Origin of the sequence: uncultured Algoriphagus sp., from assembly GCF_963974365.1 — a bacterium.
GTDB lineage: Bacteria > Bacteroidota > Bacteroidia > Cytophagales > Cyclobacteriaceae > Algoriphagus.
The window spans coordinates 279,385-302,047 of the sequence record NZ_CAXBBX010000003.1 but is presented as its reverse complement, the minus strand read 5'-3'; the positions used below and the strand labels follow the sequence as shown (position 1 = coordinate 302,047).

Genomic DNA, 22,663 nt, shown 5'->3' with positions numbered 1-22,663 from the left:
TGGGTACTCGTATCATTAGTAGTACTATCTTTCAAAAAGGGAAGAAATAAGGGATTCCAAATGTGGCTACTACCCAAAGTAGTAGATTGAGTGGAGTGCCCACTTTGATGTAATCACTGAATCTATAATTCCCAGGCGTATAGATCATGGTATTTGTTTGGTAACCCATAGGTGTCATGAAACTTAGGCTGGCAGCGAATGTCACGGCCATGAGCATAGGCCTAGCATCTACATTCAAGGCTGCAGCTATACTGATCGCAATTGGCGCAAGCAAAGCCGCGGTCGCATTATTTGACATCACATTAGTCATGATAAAAGTCAAGGCAAATAAAGCACTCATAACTGCTCTTGGGCCAAATTGGCCTACGCTTTCCACTATTGAGGTGCCGATAAGTTGAGATCCGCCAGTTTTTTCGAGAGCTAGTCCCATGGACAAAACCCCAGCTAGCATAAGAATTACCTTCCAATCTATGGCTTTGTAAGCTTGCTCTGTGCTAAGTGATCCTACCATGATTAAAGCAATCGCCCCTGCGACTGCCGTGACAACGATTGGAAATACCTCAAAAGAAGCCAAACCTATGATCAGAGCAAGTATCACTAACGTCAACACAGTTTTTAGCGTATTGAATGGGTGGCTTTTTGATTCTGAAAGTAAAAGCAGATCATCACTTGTTTCTATGCTTTGAATTGATTCCTCTGTTGCTCTTAGTAGCAAGATATCACCAGCGCGTAAGGCTGTTTTGGAAAGGAGTGCGTTGAGCATATCAGACCTATGTCTTATCCCAATGACCAGTACTTGGTTGTATAGTCTTTTGAAATTCAGTCCTTTAATGCTTTTTCCTATCAGAAATGAATTAGGGGTGACCATAGCTTCATAAAGTCTTTCTTCCTCATCGAGAATGTTTTCCTCATTCCATTTCAAGTCAGCTTTTATCTCAATTCCCTTCCTGTTTTTTATTTTTTCTAGGGTCTCTTTATCGCAATTGATGCGTATAATATCACCTTCTTGAATTGATGTGTTTGGATAAACCCTAACTTTTCTTCCATCGGAACGGATAATTTGCAAGGGTTTGATAGGAAGCTTTTCAAAAAGGGTCTGTTTTAATAGGGGCTCATTTAATTGCTCAAAATCAGGTAGTATAATTAATTCAGAAAGATAATTGCCAAGCTGAATACTGTCGCCCAGTTCTGATTTTGGTTTACGATTAGGTGTAAGCCATCTCCCTATAGTCAGCATATAAATTAATCCTGTGGCAAAAAACACCAGGCCCATCAGACTCATTTCGAAAACACCAAAGGAAGGAAGTCCTGCTTTCTCGGCTATCCCGCTTACTAAAATATTGGTGCTTGTACCTAACAATGTACAGATGCCGCCCATCAATGCGCCAAATGAAAGCGGCATTAAAAGCTTAGATGGAGGGATATTGTCTGTCTTGTGAAGTTTGATCACAGCTGGCATAAGCAGAGCAACCACTGCGGTGTCACTGATAAATGCCGAAAGAAAACCGGCAGATAGCATTAAAGTGAATAGGAGGTGAGTTTGACTTTTGCCAGCTTGGGAACTTAGCTTTTGAGTAAAACTATCAAGTAGGCCGGTATTGAAAATCGCTGCTGAAACCACGAACATTGCAGCGACGGTGATAGTTGCTGGATTTGAAAACCCAGAAAGACCTTCTTCTACGTTCAGAATTCCAGTCAAAAGAAAGGCGACCATTACGCCAATAGAAACGGTGTCAATGGTGAATTTTTCAGTAAAAAATAATATAATGGCAAACCCAATTATTGCAAAAACGAGACCGATTTCGAAAGTCATGAATTACATTTTTAGATAGTTTCCTTTTTTGAGTTTTTGACGGATACGAAAGTAGCTCATAAACCCGACGATAATAAAAACGAAACTCAATCCAAATGCCAAGTAGCCCAAGTCCCGTACATGGTCTAATTCCTTCACTTCAAACAGCGCTGTACCTGAAACCAAAAAGTATAGTGATGTGCGAATAAAAGAGAGCAAAGTCCTGTTATTTGCGAGTGTTGTACGTTGTCTGGCCAAATAATCACGAATTATTAATTCTCTTTCCAAGTCATTTTCCATATTTGCATTGTATTTATTTATATTGAAATAATTCAACATCTATTAATTATGAAAAGAATCTCTACACTTTTCCTCTTTATTTTATTTTCTGGGCAATTATTTGCTCAGGAAGATCTGACATTGACACCTAAAGATACGAGCTACTGGCTTAAAGAACTTCAAGGCGGATTAAATCTAAATCAAGCAGCATTTAGTGGTAACTGGCAAGGCGGTGGAGTCAATTCGGTTGCTCTGGGTGTCTACCTTAATGGTCGCGCAAATTATGCCAGAGACAAATGGTCGTGGGACAATACAATGGATTTCATCTATGGTGTGGTGAAAAATAAGGATGAAGAAGGGCGTAAATCAAATGACCGTATTTTCCTTGATTCAAAAGTAGGTTATAAGATTAGCGACAAATGGAATTATTTCTTCGCTGTTAATTTTCTTTCTCAGTTTGCTCCTGGGTATGAGTTTCCAGAAGATTCTGAGAAAATATTGATTTCCAAGTTTGCAAACCCTGCATACCTCACCACCTCATTGGGCGTGGAATACAAGCCGAATGACGAGTTTAGCTTACGTATTTCACCCTTTTCACCAAGATGGACTTTTGTGACTGACACAGATCTTTATCTAAATGTACCCAACAACTATGGGGTGGAAATAGGCGAAACAGTACGTACAGAGTGGCTGGCTTTTAGTGTGTTGGCGGATTACAATAAGAAGCTTTCTGAGAATCTATCCTTAATGGTTAGATATCAAATGTATGCGAACTATGAAACTTTCGCCTTTGATGCGATTGATCACCGCTTGGACTTCGGCCTTACTGCCAAAGTTTCCAATCTAGTAAACGTTAGTTTAACAAGTTTAATGATCTATGATTTGGACCAAGATAGTAAAATTCAATTTTCCCAAGGTTTAGCATTAGGAATTGCATTTAAACGAGGTAACTTCCCAGAGAAGAAATAATCTTAACAAATTTTTATTTGGAATTTTGATTCTATTATAAATGTATTATTTTTGAATTCATTGTGGTAGTTAAATAATAGTTGGTTTAGTTTTCAAATAAAGGGCAGGAGATTTTCTCCTGCTTTTTTATTGTATATATACTATACCAATAAATTTTTACTTGAAATAATCCTATTTTTTTAAAATGCTCAGGAGGTTACCTTTGGTATTCAATACCTATTTAACCTAAAATGAATAAAAAATTAATTCTGATTTGTTGTTGCCTGTTTATCAAGGCGATAACATCTGTAGCACAGGACAGCCCAATTCCATTTGAGGTGCTACCTCTTCAAAGTTTAAGTGAATTTCAAACAACAGGTAACAACTGGCAGATCGTCGGAGATATCTATTATGACCTAGATGGAGGTAAATCTAAAACCACAAGTGGTGTAGGCGTACTATTGAATACTTTGCAAAAAGGTGATAACGAAGCGTTAAAAACTTCCTTTGAGCATGGGGATATTGAACTCTCACTTGATTTTATGATGCCAAAGGGAAGTAATTCAGGTGTTTATCTTCAAGGTAGGTATGAAGTCCAATTATTTGATTCTTGGGCAGAGAAAGATCCTAAATACTCCGACGCCGGAGCAATCTATCAACGATGGGATGCTGGTAGGGGAGCAGGTAGAGAAGGTTTTGAAGGGCATCCACCTCTTGTAAATGTCAGCAGAGCACCGGGCCTTTGGCAATCTCTTCGAATTGTCTTTCAAGCTCCCCGCTTTGATTCTAATGGGAAAAAGGTGGCTAACGCCAAATTTGTTTCCGTTTACCAAAACGATGTTTTGGTTCAAAAGAATATTGAAGTAACAGGTCCAACCCAGGCCGCTTTTTTTGAAGATGAGCAAGCCTTAGGCCCTCTAGTGATTCAAGGAGATCATGGTGGAGTAGCTATTCGAAACATCAAGTACAAAACTTATGGATCAGGAAAGGTGACTTTGAAGGATATGAAGCTCACTTATTATGATAGCATCAGATCCATCAACGATTTTGCGAAAGCAAAGCCAAAGGGAGAAATGCCTATCGATGTATTGGCTCATTTGGCACCAGCTACAAGGAATGAGTTTTCAGGAACTGTCGAAGGGTCCTTAGAGATTCCAAGTGATGGGGAATATTTCTTCCACCTAAATTTAGCATGGGTTCCTGATGATACCCCGCCAGGCAACATTAATGGTGCAGGTAAGCTTTTTATAGATGATAAGGAAGTGGTCTATGTGGATGGTGTAACAGGAAAAGCGAACGGATCCACAGAATTGACAGCTGGAACTCATAAAATCAAACTGAACTACTTCAAAAAATACGGTCACTGGTATGCCCCAAGTAATGACATCACACTGACTGTCGAAGGAAATGGAGTAGCAAAAACAGCATTAAATGTTCCCTTAAGAGCTGATGATCCTGTGGGACAGATAGCAGTGAAAGTAAATGACAGGGCTGAAATGCAACGCGGATTTATCATGTACGATGGGGAAAAGCGCACCCACACAGTAGCAGTCGGTGAACCTGGTGGTGCAAATTATGCCATTGATTTAAGTAAAGGTGAATTATTGAGTGTGTGGAGAGGGGATTTTGTAGAAACTACTCCGATGTGGTATGGCCGTGGAGAAACTCAACTGATGTTGCCAATGGGAAATGTGATTGAGTTGGCAGGAAAGCCAAGCTTAGCAGTGCTGGATTCAAAGGATGAAGCTTGGCCTAGTGGAATCGATGGATTTAGCTACGAAGGTTATAAACTGAAGACCAATGGTGCTCCTATAATTAGCTACCGGATTCCAGGCGTAAGTATACAAGAGACTTTTGATACCAAGGAGTCTGGTAAGAAATTAGCACATACCCTAAAAGTAGTTGTCGAGAATGAAGATCTGGAAATTTATAGCTTGATCGCTCAAGGGACTACTATTGAGAAGTTGCCAAATGGACTTTATGCTATTGACGATAAATCCTATTATATAGAATTAACGGGTAAGCAATCACCGATTATCAGAGATTCTGCTGATGGTTTACAAGAATTGATTTTACCTATCAAATTGATAGGCAAATCTGGAGTGGTTACTTATTCAATTGTTTGGTAATAAATAGGAAGCAGCATGAAAAATCTAATGAATTTTAAAAATACTAAAGGATTTGCTTTTGCCTTAGCTTGCCTAGTTATCGGACAAGTTGAATTAAAAGCGCAGGATAAAGCCTTGATGATGGTGCCAGAAACTGAGGATGATTTTTATAAAATGATCTCGCTTCCAGTTCCTGAAGATGTGATTTTGGAAGTGGGCGGAATGGCTACGTTACCGGATGGGAGCTTGGCTATTTGTACGCGAAGAGGTGAAGTGTGGATAGTTTCCAGTCCGAGTATTTCCGGAAGTGAAAAGCCCGTATATAAGAAATTTGCTTCTGGATTACACGAACCCTTGGGATTAGCATATAAGGATGGCGATATCTATGTGACGCAGAGAAGTGAATTGACTAGGCTGAGTGACACCGATGGAGATGGTCAGGCAGATGTGTATGACAAAATATACTCCTGGCCTCTTTCTGGGAATTACCACGAGTACTCTTATGGACCTACTTTTCTTCCTAATGGCAATATGCTGGTGACGCTCAATGTAGGCTGGAGTAATAGCCTTGGACATGGAGTTAGTTTGGTTCCTTGGAGAGGTTGGGCGTTGGAAATCACACCTGATGGTGAAATGATCCCTTTTGCTGCGGGAATGCGGTCTCCAGCTGGATACGGAATGAATGCTGAGGGTGATTTCTTCTATACCGAAAACCAAGGTGACTGGGTTGGTTCAGGCAGAATTTCTCATGTCGAAAAAGGAGATTTCTTGGGAAATGCGGAAAGTTTAGAATGGTCTGACTTGTCAGGTTCTCCGGTGACACTGAAGAAGGAGGATATTCCAAATACAGGTGAACCAATGTATGACGTAGCACAGCGAGTATCAGGACTGAAAGCGCCGGCGATTTGGTTGCCTCATGGGATTTTGGGGATTTCTACTTCAGGATTCTTAAATGATAATACAGAAGGAAAATTCGGGCCATTTGCCAATCAGGTATTTGTTGGAGATCAAGGGCAGAGTAATATAGCTCGTGTTGATTTTGAGAAAATTAATGGTGTTTACCAAGGGGTAGTATTTCCATTTAGGGAAGGTTTTTCCTCAGGAATTCTGAGAATGGTCTGGGGAAATGATGCTTCCATGTTTGTAGGTATGACAAGCCGTGGTTGGTCTTCCACTGGCAAAGAGTTATTTAGTTTACAGCGATTGGTGTGGACTGGTAGAATGCCTTTCGAAATGAAGACGATCAAATCAAAACCTGATGGTTTTGAGATTGAGTTCACGGAGCCGGTAGATAAGGAGCTGGCAAAAGACCCGGCAAACTATCAAGTAACTGGTTTCACCTATAAATATCAAGCGCAATACGGTAGTCCAGTGATCAATAATGAGCCTTGTGATATTATTGGTGTGGTAGTTTCTGAGGATGGAATGAAGGCTAGATTGCTGGTCGATAATCTACGCTTAGGCTACATCCATGAGATCAAAGCTGAAGGAGTGAAGTCTACTGAAGGAAAACCTCTTTTGCATAATGTAGGATATTACACGCTGAACAATTTTGGTGCAGGGGAAAAAATAGATCAATCTCCCTTTTTGGCAGCGCGTCATGAGCATGAGATGTTGATGAAAGCTGTGGCAGATAGTGCAGCAAAAGCTCAGGCAGATGCAGAAGCAAAAGCCAAAGCTGCCGAAGCGAAAAAGCAGGCGGCTGCAACTACTCCAACCGCTCCAAAATTGGCAAAAAATACCACAACTATGCCAGCAGCATGGGATGGAAAAGCTGATGTTACGATAAATATGGGAACTAAGCCAGGTCTGAAGTTTGACCCAGCCCAAGTTCAAGTGAAAGCTGGAAGCAAGGTGAAGCTAGTTTTCCAAAATGTGGATGATATGCTACACAATTTTGTGATCGTGATGCCTGGAACTGCCATAGAAGTAGGTGAAGCAGCGATGAAGCTTGGACTGGAAGGTCAGCAAAAAGACTACATCCCGAATACAAGTAAGGTACTGGTTAATACAAAATTGCTTCAGCCAAGTGAATCGGCTACGATATATTTCATCGCTCCAACCGAGCCTGGCGAATATACTTATGTGTGTACTGTTCCTGGACATTTCTATACCATGCAAGGAACGCTCAAGGTGGTGAAGTGATTTGGCTGGAAGACAGAAGATCGAAGTATCCTGATTTTTGTAGATAAACTAATCCTAGGTTGCTTCAGCCTTTCAATAAAAAAAGCGCAGATTGTGAGGTCTGCGCTTTTTTTGATTTCAAATTTCAAACCTCAAATTCCTCTCACTTCTGAATCTGATAATGCCTAATCGGTTCTTCGCCCAATAGATGCTCAATGAAATAATCCCAGCGCTTTTTGGTAAAATAATCGCCGTCGGTTCTTCCAAAGCTGTGGTTTCTGCTTGGCCAGATAAATAAGTCAAAGTCTTTACCTGCTTTGATTAGCGCTTCAGCGAATTTGAAAGTTGCCGAAGGGTTTACGTTTTCATCTATCCCTCCATGGGCTAAAAGAAGATGACCTTTGAGTTTGGATGCATTGGTGATGTTGGATTGCTCATGATAGAAATCGCCAATAGGATAGCCCATATACATCTCAGGCCACCAGGCTTTTTCCATACGATGATCATGATCCCCAGCGGAAGCTACTCCAACTTTATAGAAATCCGGATGTAAAAGCATTGCTCTGCCGGCATCATATCCACCTGCAGAATGTCCAAATATCCCTACTTTTTCCACATCCATGAACTTGTTTTTAGATGCCAATTCTTTGATGGCAAGTACATGATCTGTAGTTCCATCGCCTAGGTTATTGTAAGATACGTCATTGAATGCTTTGCCTCTTCCGCTTGTGCCTAGGCCGTCAACCGTCACAACTACAAATCCCAATTCGGACATTGGCTGTTGTAAACCAACGAGGCCAGCCCGAAATGTCTTTGGAGTAATATCTATGTGAGGACCAGAATAAGTATAGTCAATGATTGGGTGTTTCTTTTTGGAATTAAAATCTGTGGGTAGATAATAAATGCCATAGATCGTGGTTTTGCCATCCTTAGCTGTTGCAGTGAACTTTTTAGGGCTTTGGTAGCCTTTCTTCAACAGATTGGAAATATCAGCTTTAGAAATTTCATGGACGATTCTACCTGTCTTTAATTCTCTTACTACTGAAGTTGTTGGTTGATCAACAGTTGAATAATTGTCCACAAAATAATCTTCCCCTCGACCATAACTGATGTCGTGAAAAGCTTTTTCCGGAGTCAATAATTCCAGTCCAGTTCCATCAAAATTCACTTTGTAAACAAAGGAATAATACGGATTTACATCCTTTTCCTTCCCCGCTGCTTCAAAATAAATAATGCTATTTTCCTCATCGACTTTGAGTAGATTCTTGACTACATAATCTCCATTAGTAATTCGATTAACCAATTTTCCAGATGCCCAATCCATCAGATACAGCTGATTCCAGCCTGATTTCTCTGTTCCAAGGATAAATTGCCCATTATCCAGTCTTCTGAAAATATTATTGTTATTGATGTGAGTGGGCGAAGATTCGGAATAGACTTTCCGGATTTCTTTGGAGTCCGTATTGATCTCAAGTAGGTCAAAGCTTTTGAAACCTCTTTCCAAGTAAGTTCCGAACATGTGCTTACTATCGGCATCCCAATTGAAATACATCCCCATAAAATGAGGGAGTGAAAGCCCTGGGAATTTTGTGGCTTCTTGGCTTTCAATATCAATTAAAACCGGCGTATACATCACTACAGTAGTGTCCCCTGGCGACGCTCTGTAATATCCCATGAGCTGAGGACGAAATTTATCATCCTGACTATTGTCTAGAAGCAGCATCTTTTCTGCCAATCTCAAATCTACTATCTGGGTTTGGATCTTCTTCGAATCAGGAGACCAATTGATACTTAAGTGCTCTGGCCGTGTTCCGTTTTCGCCCAAAACCATATCTGACCAGCCCCAGAATGAAGCGTATTCATAGTCTTTTTTTCCATCATAGCTCAATTGGGATTCCTCTCCAGTTTCTAGATTTTCTACGAAAAGATTGAAGTTTTTCACATATGCCTTCCAATTCCCATCTGGAGAAATCGACACTGATCTGTCCCTAGAATCCTGGGCAACTTTCTTTGACTCCAAATCCCCATCGATATAGGTCCAGTTTTTATTCTTCCATTCGAAAGAAATAGACCTATCTTCTTTGAGCTGAATTCGACTAAAAGGAAGGTTGCTGCTATCGATAAAATCACCACTACTCTCGGAGAGAAGTTTAGCCAGCGCTGCATGGTCAAAGGCTACTTTGGTTTCCCCTTTTTCTATGTTCGTTATAAAAAAACGTTTCCCCTCCTTCGTATAGGTTTGATGCCAAAAACTCTTTTTATCATCCAGCCAATTTGGAATCACATCTAAGTGATAAACTTTTTTTTGAATGTTTCCACTCAGGAAATATTCGGCTTTGTGGTAGGTGTCTTCTGTGATTTGGGCATAACTGGAATTAGTAAGTGCAAAGACAGTGAACAGTAAGACTGAGGCTTTATAAATCCTTTGTTTCATCATGTGGTAGTTTAGAACTACAAAATGCAAAAATGAAGTCTAAGGAATAATTTCAGGCTTAAAAATCTTTGAGTGTATTACTTGACCGGTCGAAATGGTCACGTAAATCTTTATGGAATTGCTCAAGAAAAGATCGATGTAGTGTTGGTTATTTTCGAAAGTGAGAGCCCATTGTTCCGGCAATTCCTTGCCCGTTTTAATTTCAATCAATCGAACAGTAGACTTGAATTCATGCTCCCAGCTTTCATTCAAGGATTTAAGATTTTTGTAAAAATCGACTTTTACTTTATGAAAATAGATACTTTTAGTCTCGGTATTTACAAAAGAGAACTGTAATTTTTTGCCTAAAAGAGGTTTATCTCCCAAAACAAAGTCATCGTAATAATCTCTTATTTTCAGATTTACGAGTATGCCGATTTTGTTAGCATTTTCGTCCTTTTTCTTATCAAGGATATATTTTTTGTAGCCCAGCCAAGCTGCAAAAGCGGCGACACAAAATGCTAAGGCTTGGATTAGATTGAAATCTCCCATTGTTATCCGGCATTTTCATATGCCTTTTTTATCCATTTCATCACTTCATTTGATACTTCTGATTCATTAGCCAAGTGAATTTTGTGGCTACACATTCCATTGGTTTTTGTATCAATTTCCAAAATTCCTTCCGCCGGGTGACCTTTTAGATTAATACCAATTTCGTATCTGGTTTTTGTGGCAGGGATTAGCATAGCAAATTGTTTTTTGCGCTTGATACTCACGTAGGAGTTTTTTGGAGCGAATTCCACATCAGAGCCAAGAGCCTTAATTTCAGCACTCAGCTTTTCAAAAATAGGTAAAAAGTGTTCTTTGCCTTTGTATTGCTTGGTGATCAATTCATCCGTGTCTGACGCTGATCCTGCATCTGATTTCAAGGTTTTGTGTGCTACTAAATTCGCAAACCCATGAGTAAATTCATGTTCTGTCTTTAGAAATTTGACGATTTCTCCATGCTTTTTTAAATCTTCTTTTTGAACGATTGCAACCCATTGATCTAGGCTTTTGCCTGAGTTTTTCGCTAAGTTGTCGATCATTGTTTGTGCAGCTTGATCCATAGTTTTTTAGGGGTTTATTGTTTCGATTTCACAAAGTATTGGGAAGTGATCTGAAGCTTTTTTCAGGGAATTACTGATAGACTGTATTGATGGATTATCTTTTTCTAGGTATGGATTCCAGACAGTTCCATTGATAACTTTTATTTTTTGGCTTGCGAGGATATGATCAATCAATACATTTACCTCATCTCCCGTGATCCGATCTCTATAACGACTGGAATTTGGGGTATATCCATAGCTATTCAATTTAGGTTTTGGCAGAACAGATTTGAGTACAAATTCCGGCTTCCAAAGATCACCGAGCAATATTTCTACGGCACTTTTGGAGAATTTATTTTCATAGAAATCCAACTCAAATCCGTCGTTGATATCTCCCATCACCATGACTTGTTGGTCTTTTTCCAAATATTCATCACAGCGCTCCCGGATCGACATGCATTCTGCAAAGAGCTTCAGCCGATCACGTGCTGAAATCTGTTCGAATCTCGCATAATCTACCATATCGAAAATGCCTTTCGACTTTGTGTGGGCAATAACCACTTTTGTGATCAGTGAATCATCCAACCCTAAAATACTGAGTTCAAGTGGTGGACGATAGTGTTTGTATTGCTCTTTGATCAATCTGTTAGTAGTGTCTTGAAGAAATGGCTCATCAAACCGCTTTCCAGCTTTTGTCTCTGGTGTGAATAGAACATTGATTTTGTCAGGTTTGTAAATGGCGCAGAGTTCCTGCTGTCCTGCGGAAGGGAATCCATGAATTCCTTTGTAATTAGATCCCGGAATAAAGGTTTGGGTCCAGACTTCCATTTGCAAGGATGCTGTTTTTGAACCGTCGACTAAGGTATTTGGTCCTTCTACAATTCCGAGAAAATCAGGATTCATTGTTTGGATAACTTCGGCCAATTGTTGACTTCTCGCCAGTTCCTTCCCAGTCATTTTTGGATTTCCGTCGGTGTCAAAAAGATCCCGCATCCATTCCACATTGTAAACTCCGATTCTCAGTATCATAAAAATGCAACTTAAGGTGAAAAATCACCCTTAAGTTACATTTTTATAGGTATTTATCTGATAGTAAAATTATTGTATTTATACTTTTATGTAGATTTTTCTTTTGTCCATCCCTAATCCAATCAGCCAAATGACCAGCATGTAGCTGAATGCGAAAAGGAAGGAAGCCATTTTGGGTGAAAGCCAACTCGTATAAAAATTCTGATAAATAAACCCTTTCAACGTAGTGTCGCCTATAGGAATGAGAGACAAAATAGTTACTAACAGACCAGATAGTACATAAAGAATCAATGGATTTCTCCCAAAAACTTCGAAGAAATAAGTCCAACCTTTCCAGTTTTTAATTTCGATAACTCCCACTAGAATTGCCAATAAAAGCATGTCAATTCCCACAGTCAGAAGTACGTAAGAGCTCGTCCAGATTTTTTTATTGATAGGAAAAAAGATATCCCAAACGTAGCTTACGATAATCAGAACTACTCCTATAGCGAGCAATCTCTTGATGGCTGGCATTGTATTGCCCAGTTTTTGAATCATTTTTCCAGCCAAATAACCGGCAAGAACATTCACAATTGCAGGTAGCGTACTTAAGATCCCTTCTGGATCAAATGGAATTCCTTCGCCACCATACATTCTTTCTGGTCCCATGAGTGCTAGGTCAAGTTTGATGGCCGCATTACCTGTAAGGGAATAAGGGGCTCCTGGATCACCAAAGAAATACATGATTGCCCAATAGCTAAGTAGCGCAATGGCGCTAAATATCCATGCTCCTCTGATTCCTCCATAATACAAAACAACTGCACCAAAGAAATAGCATAAAGCGATTCTCTGCAAAACTCCGAAAAGTCTCACTTCAAGAATATTTGTCACATCATAAAATGGGAATGCGCTCAAGAGCCACCCAATCATAAAAATCAATGCAGTCCTTTTACCTACTTTTTTGAAGAAATCAGTGCTTGACATTTGCTGAAGTTTTCTCATAGAGAAACTCATCGCATTACCCACAACAAATAGAAATGTGGGGAAAACCAGGTCAGTAGGAGTGAAACCGTGCCACTTGGCGTGAGCAAGCGGTGCAAATAAATTACTCCAGTCCCCAGCTGTATTGGCAATAATCATGAATGCAATAGTCAACCCGCGTAGGACATCCAAGGCCAGGTATCTATTGTTCACGCCATGAGAGATAGAATTTTGGGTCATTTAAGTGTAGGATAAGGGATAAAAGATGGGGTTTTTCTGTAGGGTTAAGATAAAATATTATCTTGTTCTTTACTTGAAAACAGACTTTTTATATATCCAAAAATATAAATCAGATGAAAGATATTTCCATTGACGACTTTAAAGTGACCAAAACTATTTCCCTCAAAGATGTTCCAACATCCATAGACTTGGAAGCTTCTGAAAAAAAGAAGGAGAAGGAACTCAATAAGCTGAGGGAAAAATTAAGCAATCATCAAGACACGATGTATGCCCATAATAAATACGCTGTCCTCATCTGCCTGCAAGGAATGGATACAGCGGGGAAAGACAGTTTGATTCGGGAGGTTTTCAAAGAATTTAATCCACGCGGAGTAGTGGTACATAGCTTCAAGACTCCATCGACTCTAGAGCTTCAGCATGATTATCTCTGGAGACATATCGTAGCACTCCCTAAACGTGGCAAATATGGGGTTTTCAATAGGACACATTACGAGAATGTACTGGTGACGCGAGTTCATCCAGTCTATATCTTGGGGGAAAATATTCCAGGGATCGATTCTGTGGATGATATCACTGAGGAGTTTTGGGAAAAGAGATTTGAGCAGATCAATAACTTCGAAAAGCAAATCAGTGATAATGGTACGATTGTCTTAAAGTTTTTTCTGCATCTGGGGAAAGAGGAACAGCGGCAGCGATTGCTAAGACGCCTCAATAAGGAAAAACATAACTGGAAATTTTCCCCGGGTGATCTCAAAGAGCGGGAACGCTGGGATGACTATCAGAAGTGCTACGAAGAAGCAATTAATAAGACTTCCAAACCACATGCTCCGTGGTATATTATCCCGTCAGATAATAAAGAAGCTGCTCGTGTTCTAGTTGCAAAAGCTATTTTGGAGAAAATGAATTCTCTAAATGATATTCAGGAACCAACACTGGAAGAAGAAGTTAAGCAAAATATAGAGATGTATAAGGAGATTTTAAGTAAGGAAAAGAATTGAAACCTCTTCCTTATTTATTGAAAATCACCTCATCAACAAACACCCAGCCTTTATCACCAGCAAATGGATGCCATTTTGGGAGGCTAGAAAGTGGTGTTAATGTAATCTTGAGCTTTTCGTAGTTGCTACTCGATAGGTTCATATTCATTAGCTCCGTTCTCGCTGGTGCAGCCATGGCTGATACTTCCGGAGAATTACTGGCTAGGAGTTGCCATTTCCCATTTTCCAATCCCTGAATTGTCACTTTGGAAGGAGGGAAGATATGAGCCCCCTCATTATAAAGTAAACTGATTGACACTTCAGTCGGCTTGCTATCCTGCTCAAAACTCACTTCCAACACCATGGGATCGTCCTGAAAACCCAGCCATTTTTGCCCATGATTTGGAGGATCTGCTTTTTCTGAATCGAAAAGTGTGGCAACTCCCGTTGCTTTGTATTTAGGGTTTGGATCGAAAGCTAAAGATGACTCAGAAGGTTTGAATCCTGAGTGTATAAAAACTGATTCAGAACCCTTTGAACTCTTCCAGTCAGGAGCAAAAGCTTTCGCTATTAATTTCCCTGTCTTTTTGGTAAAAATTGGCTTTGAATAAATTGGGCTGCTAATACTATCCGGCTCTGTGCCATCTAATGTATAGCGAATCTCTGCAGTTTTGATAGGATGAGAAATGCTAAGTTCCAAACTGTCCTCATAGATCATTTTATCCTGAGAAATAATAGGGCTGTTCAACTCATAAATAATCCCTTTTCCATCAAACCCAAAATCTATTTCAGTGTCTGGAAGTGCTTTTTGAATGGATTCCTTATCCTGCGAACTTAATCCAGTTTGCCAAATGAAAAGCTTTTTAAGTCCATTCATCGTTGAGAGATTTTGTAAAGATGAATTATCTATTACATTCCCTGAAATAGCTAGTACTTCAAGACTTTTGAGTTCAGAAACTATTTTGAGCTGCTCAGCATCTAAGTCTGTAAAATTCAACTGGAGTTCTTCCAAGTGCGTGAAATCCTTCAGGAATTTTAAATCTATTCCAGCTAAAGGCATTTTATTTAGGCTAAACCGAACTACCTGATCCTTTACTTTTTTAAGGTCAGTCAGGGATTTAGGCTGAAATGCTGAAATACCAAAATAGGAAACATCCAGTGCCGGTGATTCAGGAAAAAGCGGCATCACTGATCGGAATGAAGTATTCAGCTCATCTATGGCTTCTGGGTCTGCTGCTTCAAAAGAGTAAATTTTATTCCCTTCAAACTTCACAGAAGCCAATTGGTAGAGCTCGTTTTTGGCTGGAAGAGTTACTAGTTTCTGATCAAAACTAGCTCCAGTGGCTACCCACTCACTTAGAATCAGCAGTTCTTCATCTGTTAATTGTGCCTTATTCTTGGGAGGCATGTGTTTTTTATCATCTTCTGGGAGATTGATTCGCTGGATGAGCAGGGATTTTTCGAAATCCCCAGCCAAAACGAAAGGACCTGATTTGCCACCTTTTTGTAGGCCTTCGATATGATCCATTCTTAGCTCTCCTTTAATTTTACCCTCTTTGTGACAGCTTACACATTTTGCCTGCAAAATAGGCTGGACTACATCTCCAAAAATCTCAGCTTCCGCTAAAGGGATTATTTCAATTTCGTCAGTCTGAATGGGAGCCAAAAGAAAGTCTTCCCCATGTGTCAAACCCGCGCCCCAATGTCCAGTCGCAATGATAGCCAATGCCAATGCTATACTCGAAAACCTAATAAGATTGGCTTTGATTGATCTAAAGAAATAGAGTAAAACACATCCAACAAAAACCGCTAATCCGCCCCATTTATGCCAGATTAAAATCTCTCCAGTATATTCTTCCTGAGCTAAAATCAATCCTGCTATCACGGTAATGCCAGCAAAATTACAACCGGCCAGAAAGCTGATTTCTCCTATTTCTCTAATCTCAGGTTTTTTGTCAATTCCTGGGATCCAGAAGAAGAGTAAACCCATTAAGAGCAGAACAATAGGAAAGTGTAATAAAATAGGATGGCTTCTTCCAACAACCTGAAGCCAATCTGGTAAAACCAGTGCGTTTCCGGCAAGTGTTATGATAAGCGTGAGACCTATCCAGATAAAAAGGGTGTTTTCCAGAATAGATCTAATCGAAGAAATCTTAATCATCCGTCCTTATGCAATTAAATCTTTCACTACATGACCAGAGACGTCTGTGAGACGATACCTTCTTCCTAGATGCTTGTAGGTCATTCGCTCATGATCAATTCCCATCAGATGAAGCATGGTGGCTTGGAAATCATGCACATGAACTGGATTTTCGGTGATGTTGTATCCAAATTCATCTGTTTCTCCATAGACCATTCCGGATTTCACACCGCCACCTGCCATCCAGATAGAGAATGCACGTGGGTGGTGATCACGACCGTAATTGTCTACTTGTATTTTTCCTTGGCAGTAATTTGTTCTGCCAAATTCTCCACCCCAGATCACTAGTGTTTCGTCGAGTAAACCTCTTTGCTTCAGATCTGTAATCAAAGCTGCCGATGCCTGATCTACATCTTCGGCTTGCAGACGCATTTCATTAGGCAGATTGCCATGCTGATCCCAACCTTGGTGATAAAGTTGCACAAAACGAACACCGCTTTCAGATAGCTTTCTAGCCAAAAGGCAGTTTGCTGCATAGGTGCCAGGCACGAGGCAATCAGGCCCGTAAAGTTTGATTATACTCTCCGGTTCCTTGGATACATCGGTCATTTCCGGTACGGCTGTTTGCATTCGATAGGCCATTTCATACTGCTTCACTTTAGCAGATATCTCAGGGTCATTGAATTGCTTCATGCTCAGATCATTCATAGCAGCGATTTGATCAATCATTTTTCGACGCTCAGAACGACTCATGTTTTCGGGGTCTTTGAGATAAAGTACAGGGTCTTCCGAATTCGAAAATTGCACTCCCTGATGCGTGGCATCTAGAAAGCCATTACTCCACAGCTTAGAATAAACTCCTTGTCCATTTCCTCTACCTCGACTAAGTAATACAGAAAATGCTGGTAAGTTGCTGTTTTCACTACCTAAACCATAGCTTAACCAAGATCCCATGCTTGGGCGATTTCCAACTTGGGCTCCTGTCTGGAAAAAGGTGAGTGCAGGGTCATGATTGATCGCATCAGTATGCATGGATTTCACAATACAGATATCATCAACTATGCCTGCGGTGTGTGGAAATACTTCCGATATCCAAGCTCTAGACTCTCCATATTGATCAAATTTATAATTGGATCCAACCAAAGGGAAGGAGGATTGACCGGCAGTCATTCCTGTAAGTCGCTGGGTACCCCGAATGGATTCTGGAAGTTCTTCTCCCATTCGCTTAATTAATTCCGGCTTGTAATCAAATGACTCCAGTTGACTTGGAGCGCCATTCTGAAACAAGTATATCACTCGTTTTGCTTTTGGAGCAAAGTGTGGGAGGGCATGCATCATGGCTTCTTCAGCCTCTGATTTGCCTGAGAATAGATCTGGGACCAAAAGCGATCCAAGTGCTAAACTTCCAACACCAAGGCTAAGTCTGGATAGAAATTTTCTCCGATTATGATTCAGCCCTTCTTCTAATATTTCCTTTTCCATGTTAGCTCTTGGTAATAGTTTCTTCCAGATTGTATATACTTACGATCACTTGCATAAGTGCTGCTGTTTCCGGGTTTATGTTCTTTTCTTCCAGTGGATATTCTCCTACGCTCAAGGTAGGGAGAACCTGATCTGGATTATCTTTAAATCGTGCGAGTTGATCTTCGTAGTAGGAGAGCAAGATTGACATTTCCTCATTACTCATGTCCCTACAAACGATGCGTTTGAACGATGTAGAAATAGCTTTTTCACCATCGGTATTTTCCTCCCACATTTTGCTGGCAAGCACTCTCGAAGCTTCAAGGATCATAGGATCATTCATCATCACCAATGCCTGAAGCGGAGTATTTGTCCTACTTCTACCAATCTCACATCGATCCCTATTACTGGAGTCAAAAATGATAGCCTTTGGAGGTGGTACAGTTAATTTGATAAAATTGTACAAGCCTCTACGATAGAGTTTATCACCTTTATCTTGAATGTAAGTAGCCAAAACTCCCCGTCCAGAAGTTGCTGCTTCCCAAATTCCTTCAGGCATGTATGGTTTGACACTTGGCCCTCCAAGTTTTCTTACAAGCAAGCCACTACTAGCCAATACCAAATCCTGAATATTTTCTGCTGGAAGTCTAAGGCGAGGAGCTCTTGCTAGATATAAATTCGCAGGATCAGTATTGAGGTGTTTTTCGGTGATGACTGCTGATTGTTTATACGTAGCTGAAGTTAGAATTTGCTTCATTAAGCGCTTGATATCCCAGCCATTTTCCATAAAGTCCACAGCCAGCCAATCCAATAACTCAGGGTGCGTGGGAAGATCTCCCTGCATGCCAAAGTCTCCTGCGGATTTGACGATTCCTTGTCCAAAAACCTCTTGCCACATCAAATTTACAAATACACGCGCTGTCAAAGGATTGTCTCGATTTGTCATCCATTTTGCAAGTCCCAACCGGTTTTTCTCTAGATCTTCCGGGAATTCCATGATAGAACTAGGGGTAGAAGCGGCAACTTCTACCGTAGGAGCATCATACAGCCCACGATCAAGAATATAAGTTGGTCTAGGTTCCTCCAATTCTCCCATCACCGAAACACTCAACTGAGATGTATCTGCATAATTGATGAAACTCATGATGCCGGAAAGGTCTTCCTGATCTACAAATAGGATAGGAGTTTTGGCAGGTTTGGATTGAGATACATCGCCTTGGTAGCCTTTCTCAGGAGTATTATTAAAAAAGGCAAACATCTCATAATATTCCTTTTGGGAAAATGGATCATACTTATGATCATGACACTGGGCACATTCCATGGTGATTCCCAGCAGCCCTTTGCTCACTGTATTTGTTTTATCAAGCACATATTCAATACGGTATTCTTCGTCGATTACGCCACCTTCTTCTGTGTATTTATGATTTCTGTTGAAAGCTGTTGCTAGTATTTGCTCTTTATTCGCATCGGGTAACAGATCTCCTGCGAGCTGCCAGGTGACAAATTGGTCGTAAGGCATATTTTCATTAAAGGCATGAATCACCCAATCCCGATAAGGCCACTGCGTTCGGATATTATCGTCCTGATATCCGTAGCTATCCGAATACCTGGATATATCCATCCAGAGGATAGCCATCTTCTCTCCAAATCCCGGATCATCCAATAATCCATCCAGCAAATCCTCGTAGGAAAGTTCACCTGAAAAATCTCCAAATCTATCCAAAACTTCTGGACTAGGAGGAAGGCCTGTAAGGTCTAGACTTGCCCGCTTGATCAATTCATGTGGTTCAGCTTCAGGGTTAGGTTTTAGACCTTTCTCTTTCATTTTTTTTAATGCGAAGCGATCGATTTCATTGATCGTCCAGTCTGTTTCTTCCGGTAATTCAGCTTTTTCTGCTTTAATAAAAGCCCAATGTGGTTCGTACTTTGCTCCTTGTTCAATCCACTTTTTGATCAATTGAATTTCCGTTTCTGACAAAACAAGATTGGATTCTGGCGGTGGCATTAACTCTCCCGGGTCTTCAGAAATGATTCTATGATAAACTTTGGATTCCTCTACACTCCCTGGCATGATCACGAATTGTGATGGATCATCCTTTAGCGCTGCATAAGCACCTGCTTCTGTATCGAGTCGAAGATCAGCTTCCCGCTTATTTGCATCTGGCCCATGGCATACAAAGCATTTGTCAGAAAGAATGGGACGGATATGGAAGTTGTAGCTTACCTGTTCGATTTCTGAAAGTTGTACTTCATCGCTCTGTTTTGAATTGCAACTTAACATTGCAAAGCCAAAACACGAGAATGCGAAGAGTTTAATAAGTGAGGGAGTTGTCATTTTTGGGTTAAATCGATATCAAAAGCACTTTCAAACTAGTGATAATTTGGACAAAAGCTGTCCTGAAACCAATAAATATCACAACTTTTTTTCGACAAAGAAAATTTACTTTATGTAAATTATTAATAAATAGAAGAATGTTTTGGTAATTTTCGGAATAACAATCGAAGCTTATTTTAGTAGGGAGAAATAGGCAACAAAAAAAAGCTGCCCAATTTGAGCAGCTTTCTTACATGTAGTATGATGAGAGATATTACCCCTTTATCACAGAGAAATCAAAGTCTTCCAAGAACTTCGTCGTGAAGTTTCCTTCTTTGAATTGCTCGTTTTCGAGAAGAGCAATGTGGAAAGGAATGGTGGTTTTGATCCCGTCAATTACGAATTCTTCCAATGCTCTTTTCATTCTTACAATCACTTCTTCTCTTGATTGCCCACTCACAATCAGCTTGGCGATCATAGAATCATAATTCGGAGGAATTATATAGCCCGCATAAACATGAGAGTCTATACGAACACCACGTCCTCCAGGAATATGAAGATTCTGGATTTTACCTGGACTTGGTCTGAAACCATTCGCAGGGTCTTCCGCGTTAATCCTACACTCCATCGCATAAAGCTTAGGATAGTAGTTTCTACCAGAAATCGTATCTCCTGCAGCTACTTTGATTTGTTCTTTGATTAAGTCAAAATCGGTTACCTCTTCAGTGATTGGGTGCTCTACTTGAATACGGGTATTCATCTCCATGAAGAAGAAATTGCGGTGCTTATCCACGAGGAATTCTACCGTACCAGCACCTTCGTATCCGATCGCCTCAGCGCCTTTGATGGCAGCTTTTCCCATGGCTTCACGAAGTTCATCCGTGATGAAAGGGGAAGGGGTTTCTTCTACCAGTTTCTGATGTCTTCGTTGTATGGAGCAATCTCGCTCAGACAGGTGGCAGGCTTTACCTGTTTTGTCTCCGATGATTTGAATCTCTATGTGACGAGGTTCTTCCACATATTTTTCCAGGTACAAGCCGTCGTTTCCGAAGGCTGCACCTGATTCCATTCTTGCGTCATCCCAAGCTTTTTTGAAACCAGCTTCTTCTTTCACGATCCGCATTCCGCGACCACCACCACCGGCAGTTGCTTTTAGAATGACAGGATACCCCATTTCATTAGAAAGTTTGATCCCTTGCTCCATGGTATCCAAAATCCCTTCAGATCCTGGGATTGTCGGAACGCCAGCTGCTTTCATGGTTGCTTTGGCAGTAGCCTTATCACCCATCTGATTGATCATTTCGGCGCTAGCTCCGATGAATTTGATTCCGTATTCTTCACAGATTTTAGAAAACTCTGCATTTTCGGATAGGAAACCGTAACCAGGGTGAATAGCATCTGCATTGGTGATTTCTGCAGCGGCAATGATTCTTGGGATATTCAGATAAGATTCGCGGCTAGGCGCGGGACCTATGCAGACTGCTTCATCAGCAAACCTGACATGCAAACTATCCTTGTCCGCAGTGGAGTAAACTGCCACTGTTTCAATCCCCATTTCCTTGCAGGTACGGATGATTCTAAGTGCAATCTCGCCTCTGTTGGCAATAAGTATTTTTTTAAACACAGCTATTTATTTTGGGTGAAAAAATTAACCTGCTGGATCTACCAAGAATAATGGCTGGTCGTATTCTACCGGTGTAGAATTGGTCACCAATATTTTTACGATTTTACCAGAGATTTCTGATTCGATTTCATTGAAAAGCTTCATCGCCTCAATGATACAAACTGTTTCTCCTGTTTTGATGGAATCGCCTACTGAAACAAATGGATCTGCATCCGGGCTGGACGTTAAATAAAATGTACCGATCATAGGTGATTTGATCTCAACTAAATTTGATGGGGCTGGTTCTGTCGCCGCTGGAGCAGGGGCTGCAGCGGGTGCCGGTGCTGCCACTGCTACTGGAGCAGGAGCCGCTGGTGCTTCTACCATTCTTGGCGCAGACGATTCTGCATATTTCTTAATAGATAGTTCGAACTCGTCAGTTTTGATTTTAACTTCCGCCAAACCAGAATTAGAGATGTAATCGATCAACTCCTGAATCTCTTTTGCTTTCATAGGTCTACTATTTAGATGTGCCAAATGGCACTATTTTTAAATGGGTATAAAAGAATAAAGCTGTGTAATTTAAGGAAATCACACAGCTTAGCTAAGTTATTTTACTCTTTCTGAGTAGGATCCATCACGGGTGTCAACCTTAATCATGATGTCTTGCTCTACAAAAAGCGGTACCATTACAGTGGCCCCAGTCTCTACAGTAGCAGCTTTCAATGCATTAGTAGCAGTATCACCTTTGATACCAGGCTCAGTATAGGTGATCATCAATTCGACGAATGCAGGAAGCTCCACAGCAAGCGGTGTTTCTGTCTCGTCATGAATCAATATATCACAAAGCTGACCATCTTTCAGAAGATTAGCTCTTTCGATCAGTTTCTCTTCGATAGATATCTGCTCGAAAGTAGTGGTGTCCATGAAGTTATAGCCCATATCATCAGCATACAAAAACTGATGGGGTCTTTTCTCGACTCTAGCCGTTTCCACTTTCTCGCCTGCACTGAAAGTTTTGTCAAGTGTTTTTCCAGAAGTGATGCCTTTCATTTTGGTTCTTACGAAGGCAGGTCCTTTACCTGGTTTGACATGCTGGAACTCTACGATAGAGTAGATGTCATTATTCATTACCAGACAAAGTCCGTTTTTAAAATCTGCAGTACTAGCCATAATATTATTTTCGT

17 protein-coding genes are annotated in these 22,663 nt (G+C 40.6%); 4 read left to right on the top strand and 13 right to left on the bottom strand.

Going from position 1 to position 22,663, the window contains the following annotated elements; all coding sequences use genetic code 11:
• Positions 1-31: 31 nt before the first annotated feature.
• Together AACZ87_RS05810 and AACZ87_RS05805 are read right to left on the bottom strand one after the other, a co-directional pair.
• The gene (locus AACZ87_RS05810; protein ID WP_339865733.1) at positions 32-1,813 is read right to left on the bottom strand and encodes an SLC13 family permease; all 1,782 of its coding nucleotides are present in this window, start codon (positions 1,811-1,813) and stop codon (positions 32-34) included.
• A 3-nt stretch (positions 1,814-1,816) separates the two neighbouring features.
• Positions 1,817-2,092, bottom strand: coding sequence for a DUF202 domain-containing protein (locus AACZ87_RS05805; RefSeq protein ID WP_339865731.1), 276 nt, complete (start codon positions 2,090-2,092; stop codon positions 1,817-1,819).
• Positions 2,093-2,140: 48 nt separating this feature from the next.
• Here AACZ87_RS05805 and AACZ87_RS05800 point away from each other — a divergent pair, with 48 nt between their 5' ends.
• The 3 genes from AACZ87_RS05800 (at position 2,141) to AACZ87_RS05790 (ending at position 7,272) form a co-directional block, all read left to right on the top strand.
• On the top strand, positions 2,141-3,040 hold the full coding sequence (locus tag AACZ87_RS05800; protein WP_339865729.1) for a DUF3078 domain-containing protein: 900 nt from the start codon (positions 2,141-2,143) through the stop codon (positions 3,038-3,040).
• Positions 3,041-3,270: 230 nt separating this feature from the next.
• The gene (locus AACZ87_RS05795; RefSeq protein ID WP_339865727.1) at positions 3,271-5,148 is read left to right on the top strand and encodes a family 16 glycoside hydrolase; all 1,878 of its coding nucleotides are present in this window, start codon (positions 3,271-3,273) and stop codon (positions 5,146-5,148) included.
• 15 nt (positions 5,149-5,163) lie between these two features.
• On the top strand, positions 5,164-7,272 hold the full coding sequence (locus tag AACZ87_RS05790; RefSeq protein ID WP_339865726.1) for a plastocyanin/azurin family copper-binding protein: 2,109 nt from the start codon (positions 5,164-5,166) through the stop codon (positions 7,270-7,272).
• A gap of 142 nt (positions 7,273-7,414) precedes the next feature.
• Here AACZ87_RS05790 and AACZ87_RS05785 read toward each other — a convergent pair whose 3' ends face one another.
• The 5 genes from AACZ87_RS05785 to AACZ87_RS05765 all read right to left on the bottom strand — a co-directional run bounded on the left by AACZ87_RS05785 (position 7,415) and on the right by AACZ87_RS05765 (position 12,981).
• A complete protein-coding gene (locus AACZ87_RS05785; RefSeq protein ID WP_339865724.1) occupies positions 7,415-9,688 on the bottom strand; it encodes a prolyl oligopeptidase family serine peptidase in 2,274 nt (757 codons plus the stop codon).
• A gap of 36 nt (positions 9,689-9,724) precedes the next feature.
• Positions 9,725-10,216, bottom strand: coding sequence for a hypothetical protein (locus tag AACZ87_RS05780; protein WP_339865723.1), 492 nt, complete (start codon positions 10,214-10,216; stop codon positions 9,725-9,727).
• Between the two features lie 2 nt (positions 10,217-10,218).
• Positions 10,219-10,773, bottom strand: a complete 555-nt coding sequence (locus tag AACZ87_RS05775) for a DUF5655 domain-containing protein (protein ID WP_339865721.1) — start codon at positions 10,771-10,773, stop codon at positions 10,219-10,221.
• A gap of 6 nt (positions 10,774-10,779) precedes the next feature.
• Positions 10,780-11,781 carry a hypothetical protein gene (locus tag AACZ87_RS05770; protein WP_339865719.1) on the bottom strand — a complete coding sequence of 334 codons (1,002 nt, stop codon included), beginning with the start codon at positions 11,779-11,781 and terminating at the stop codon, positions 10,780-10,782.
• A gap of 78 nt (positions 11,782-11,859) precedes the next feature.
• On the bottom strand, positions 11,860-12,981 hold the full coding sequence (locus tag AACZ87_RS05765; RefSeq protein ID WP_339865717.1) for a DUF5009 domain-containing protein: 1,122 nt from the start codon (positions 12,979-12,981) through the stop codon (positions 11,860-11,862).
• A gap of 113 nt (positions 12,982-13,094) precedes the next feature.
• Between AACZ87_RS05765 and AACZ87_RS05760 the strand changes: the two genes are divergently transcribed.
• Positions 13,095-13,979 carry a PPK2 family polyphosphate kinase gene (locus tag AACZ87_RS05760; protein ID WP_339865715.1) on the top strand — a complete coding sequence of 295 codons (885 nt, stop codon included), beginning with the start codon at positions 13,095-13,097 and terminating at the stop codon, positions 13,977-13,979.
• 10 nt (positions 13,980-13,989) lie between these two features.
• Here AACZ87_RS05760 and AACZ87_RS05755 read toward each other — a convergent pair whose 3' ends face one another.
• From AACZ87_RS05755 to efp, 6 genes are all read right to left on the bottom strand, one after another.
• A complete protein-coding gene (locus tag AACZ87_RS05755) occupies positions 13,990-16,119 on the bottom strand; it encodes a c-type cytochrome domain-containing protein (RefSeq protein WP_339865713.1) in 2,130 nt (709 codons plus the stop codon).
• Between the two features lie 6 nt (positions 16,120-16,125).
• Positions 16,126-17,580: a DUF1501 domain-containing protein gene (locus AACZ87_RS05750; RefSeq protein ID WP_339865711.1), complete on the bottom strand. Its 1,455-nt coding sequence runs from the start codon at positions 17,578-17,580 to the stop codon at positions 16,126-16,128.
• 1 nt (position 17,581) lies between these two features.
• Positions 17,582-19,840, bottom strand: coding sequence for a PSD1 and planctomycete cytochrome C domain-containing protein (locus AACZ87_RS05745; protein WP_339865844.1), 2,259 nt, complete (start codon positions 19,838-19,840; stop codon positions 17,582-17,584).
• A 307-nt stretch (positions 19,841-20,147) separates the two neighbouring features.
• A complete protein-coding gene (gene accC, locus AACZ87_RS05740) occupies positions 20,148-21,497 on the bottom strand; it encodes an acetyl-CoA carboxylase biotin carboxylase subunit (protein WP_339865709.1) in 1,350 nt (449 codons plus the stop codon).
• Positions 21,498-21,521: 24 nt separating this feature from the next.
• A complete protein-coding gene (gene accB / locus AACZ87_RS05735; RefSeq protein ID WP_339865707.1) occupies positions 21,522-21,989 on the bottom strand; it encodes an acetyl-CoA carboxylase biotin carboxyl carrier protein in 468 nt (155 codons plus the stop codon).
• 96 nt (positions 21,990-22,085) lie between these two features.
• The gene (gene efp / locus AACZ87_RS05730; protein WP_339865705.1) at positions 22,086-22,649 is read right to left on the bottom strand and encodes an elongation factor P; all 564 of its coding nucleotides are present in this window, start codon (positions 22,647-22,649) and stop codon (positions 22,086-22,088) included.
• Between the last annotated feature and the right edge of the window lie 14 nt (positions 22,650-22,663).

Excerpts from the sequence above, each read along its gene's own strand:
- efp (WP_339865705.1), bottom strand. The coding sequence starts at position 22,649 with ATGGCTAGTACTGCAGATTTTAAAAACGGACTTTGTCTGGTAATGAAT.
- AACZ87_RS05780 (WP_339865723.1), bottom strand. The coding sequence starts at position 10,216 with ATGGGAGATTTCAATCTAATCCAAGCCTTAGCATTTTGTGTCGCCGCT.
- AACZ87_RS05800 (WP_339865729.1), top strand. The coding sequence starts at position 2,141 with ATGAAAAGAATCTCTACACTTTTCCTCTTTATTTTATTTTCTGGGCAA.
- AACZ87_RS05770 (WP_339865719.1), bottom strand. The coding sequence starts at position 11,781 with ATGATACTGAGAATCGGAGTTTACAATGTGGAATGGATGCGGGATCTT.
- AACZ87_RS05755 (WP_339865713.1), bottom strand. The coding sequence starts at position 16,119 with ATGATTAAGATTTCTTCGATTAGATCTATTCTGGAAAACACCCTTTTT.
- AACZ87_RS05775 (WP_339865721.1), bottom strand. The coding sequence starts at position 10,773 with ATGGATCAAGCTGCACAAACAATGATCGACAACTTAGCGAAAAACTCA.
- AACZ87_RS05805 (WP_339865731.1), bottom strand. The coding sequence starts at position 2,092 with ATGGAAAATGACTTGGAAAGAGAATTAATAATTCGTGATTATTTGGCC.
- AACZ87_RS05750 (WP_339865711.1), bottom strand. The coding sequence starts at position 17,580 with ATGGAAAAGGAAATATTAGAAGAAGGGCTGAATCATAATCGGAGAAAA.
- AACZ87_RS05765 (WP_339865717.1), bottom strand. The coding sequence starts at position 12,981 with ATGACCCAAAATTCTATCTCTCATGGCGTGAACAATAGATACCTGGCC.
- AACZ87_RS05810 (WP_339865733.1), bottom strand. The coding sequence starts at position 1,813 with ATGACTTTCGAAATCGGTCTCGTTTTTGCAATAATTGGGTTTGCCATT.
- AACZ87_RS05760 (WP_339865715.1), top strand. The coding sequence starts at position 13,095 with ATGAAAGATATTTCCATTGACGACTTTAAAGTGACCAAAACTATTTCC.
- AACZ87_RS05745 (WP_339865844.1), bottom strand. The coding sequence starts at position 19,840 with ATGTTAAGTTGCAATTCAAAACAGAGCGATGAAGTACAACTTTCAGAA.
- AACZ87_RS05785 (WP_339865724.1), bottom strand. The coding sequence starts at position 9,688 with ATGATGAAACAAAGGATTTATAAAGCCTCAGTCTTACTGTTCACTGTC.
- AACZ87_RS05790 (WP_339865726.1), top strand. The coding sequence starts at position 5,164 with ATGAAAAATCTAATGAATTTTAAAAATACTAAAGGATTTGCTTTTGCC.
- accB (WP_339865707.1), bottom strand. The coding sequence starts at position 21,989 with ATGAAAGCAAAAGAGATTCAGGAGTTGATCGATTACATCTCTAATTCT.
- AACZ87_RS05795 (WP_339865727.1), top strand. The coding sequence starts at position 3,271 with ATGAATAAAAAATTAATTCTGATTTGTTGTTGCCTGTTTATCAAGGCG.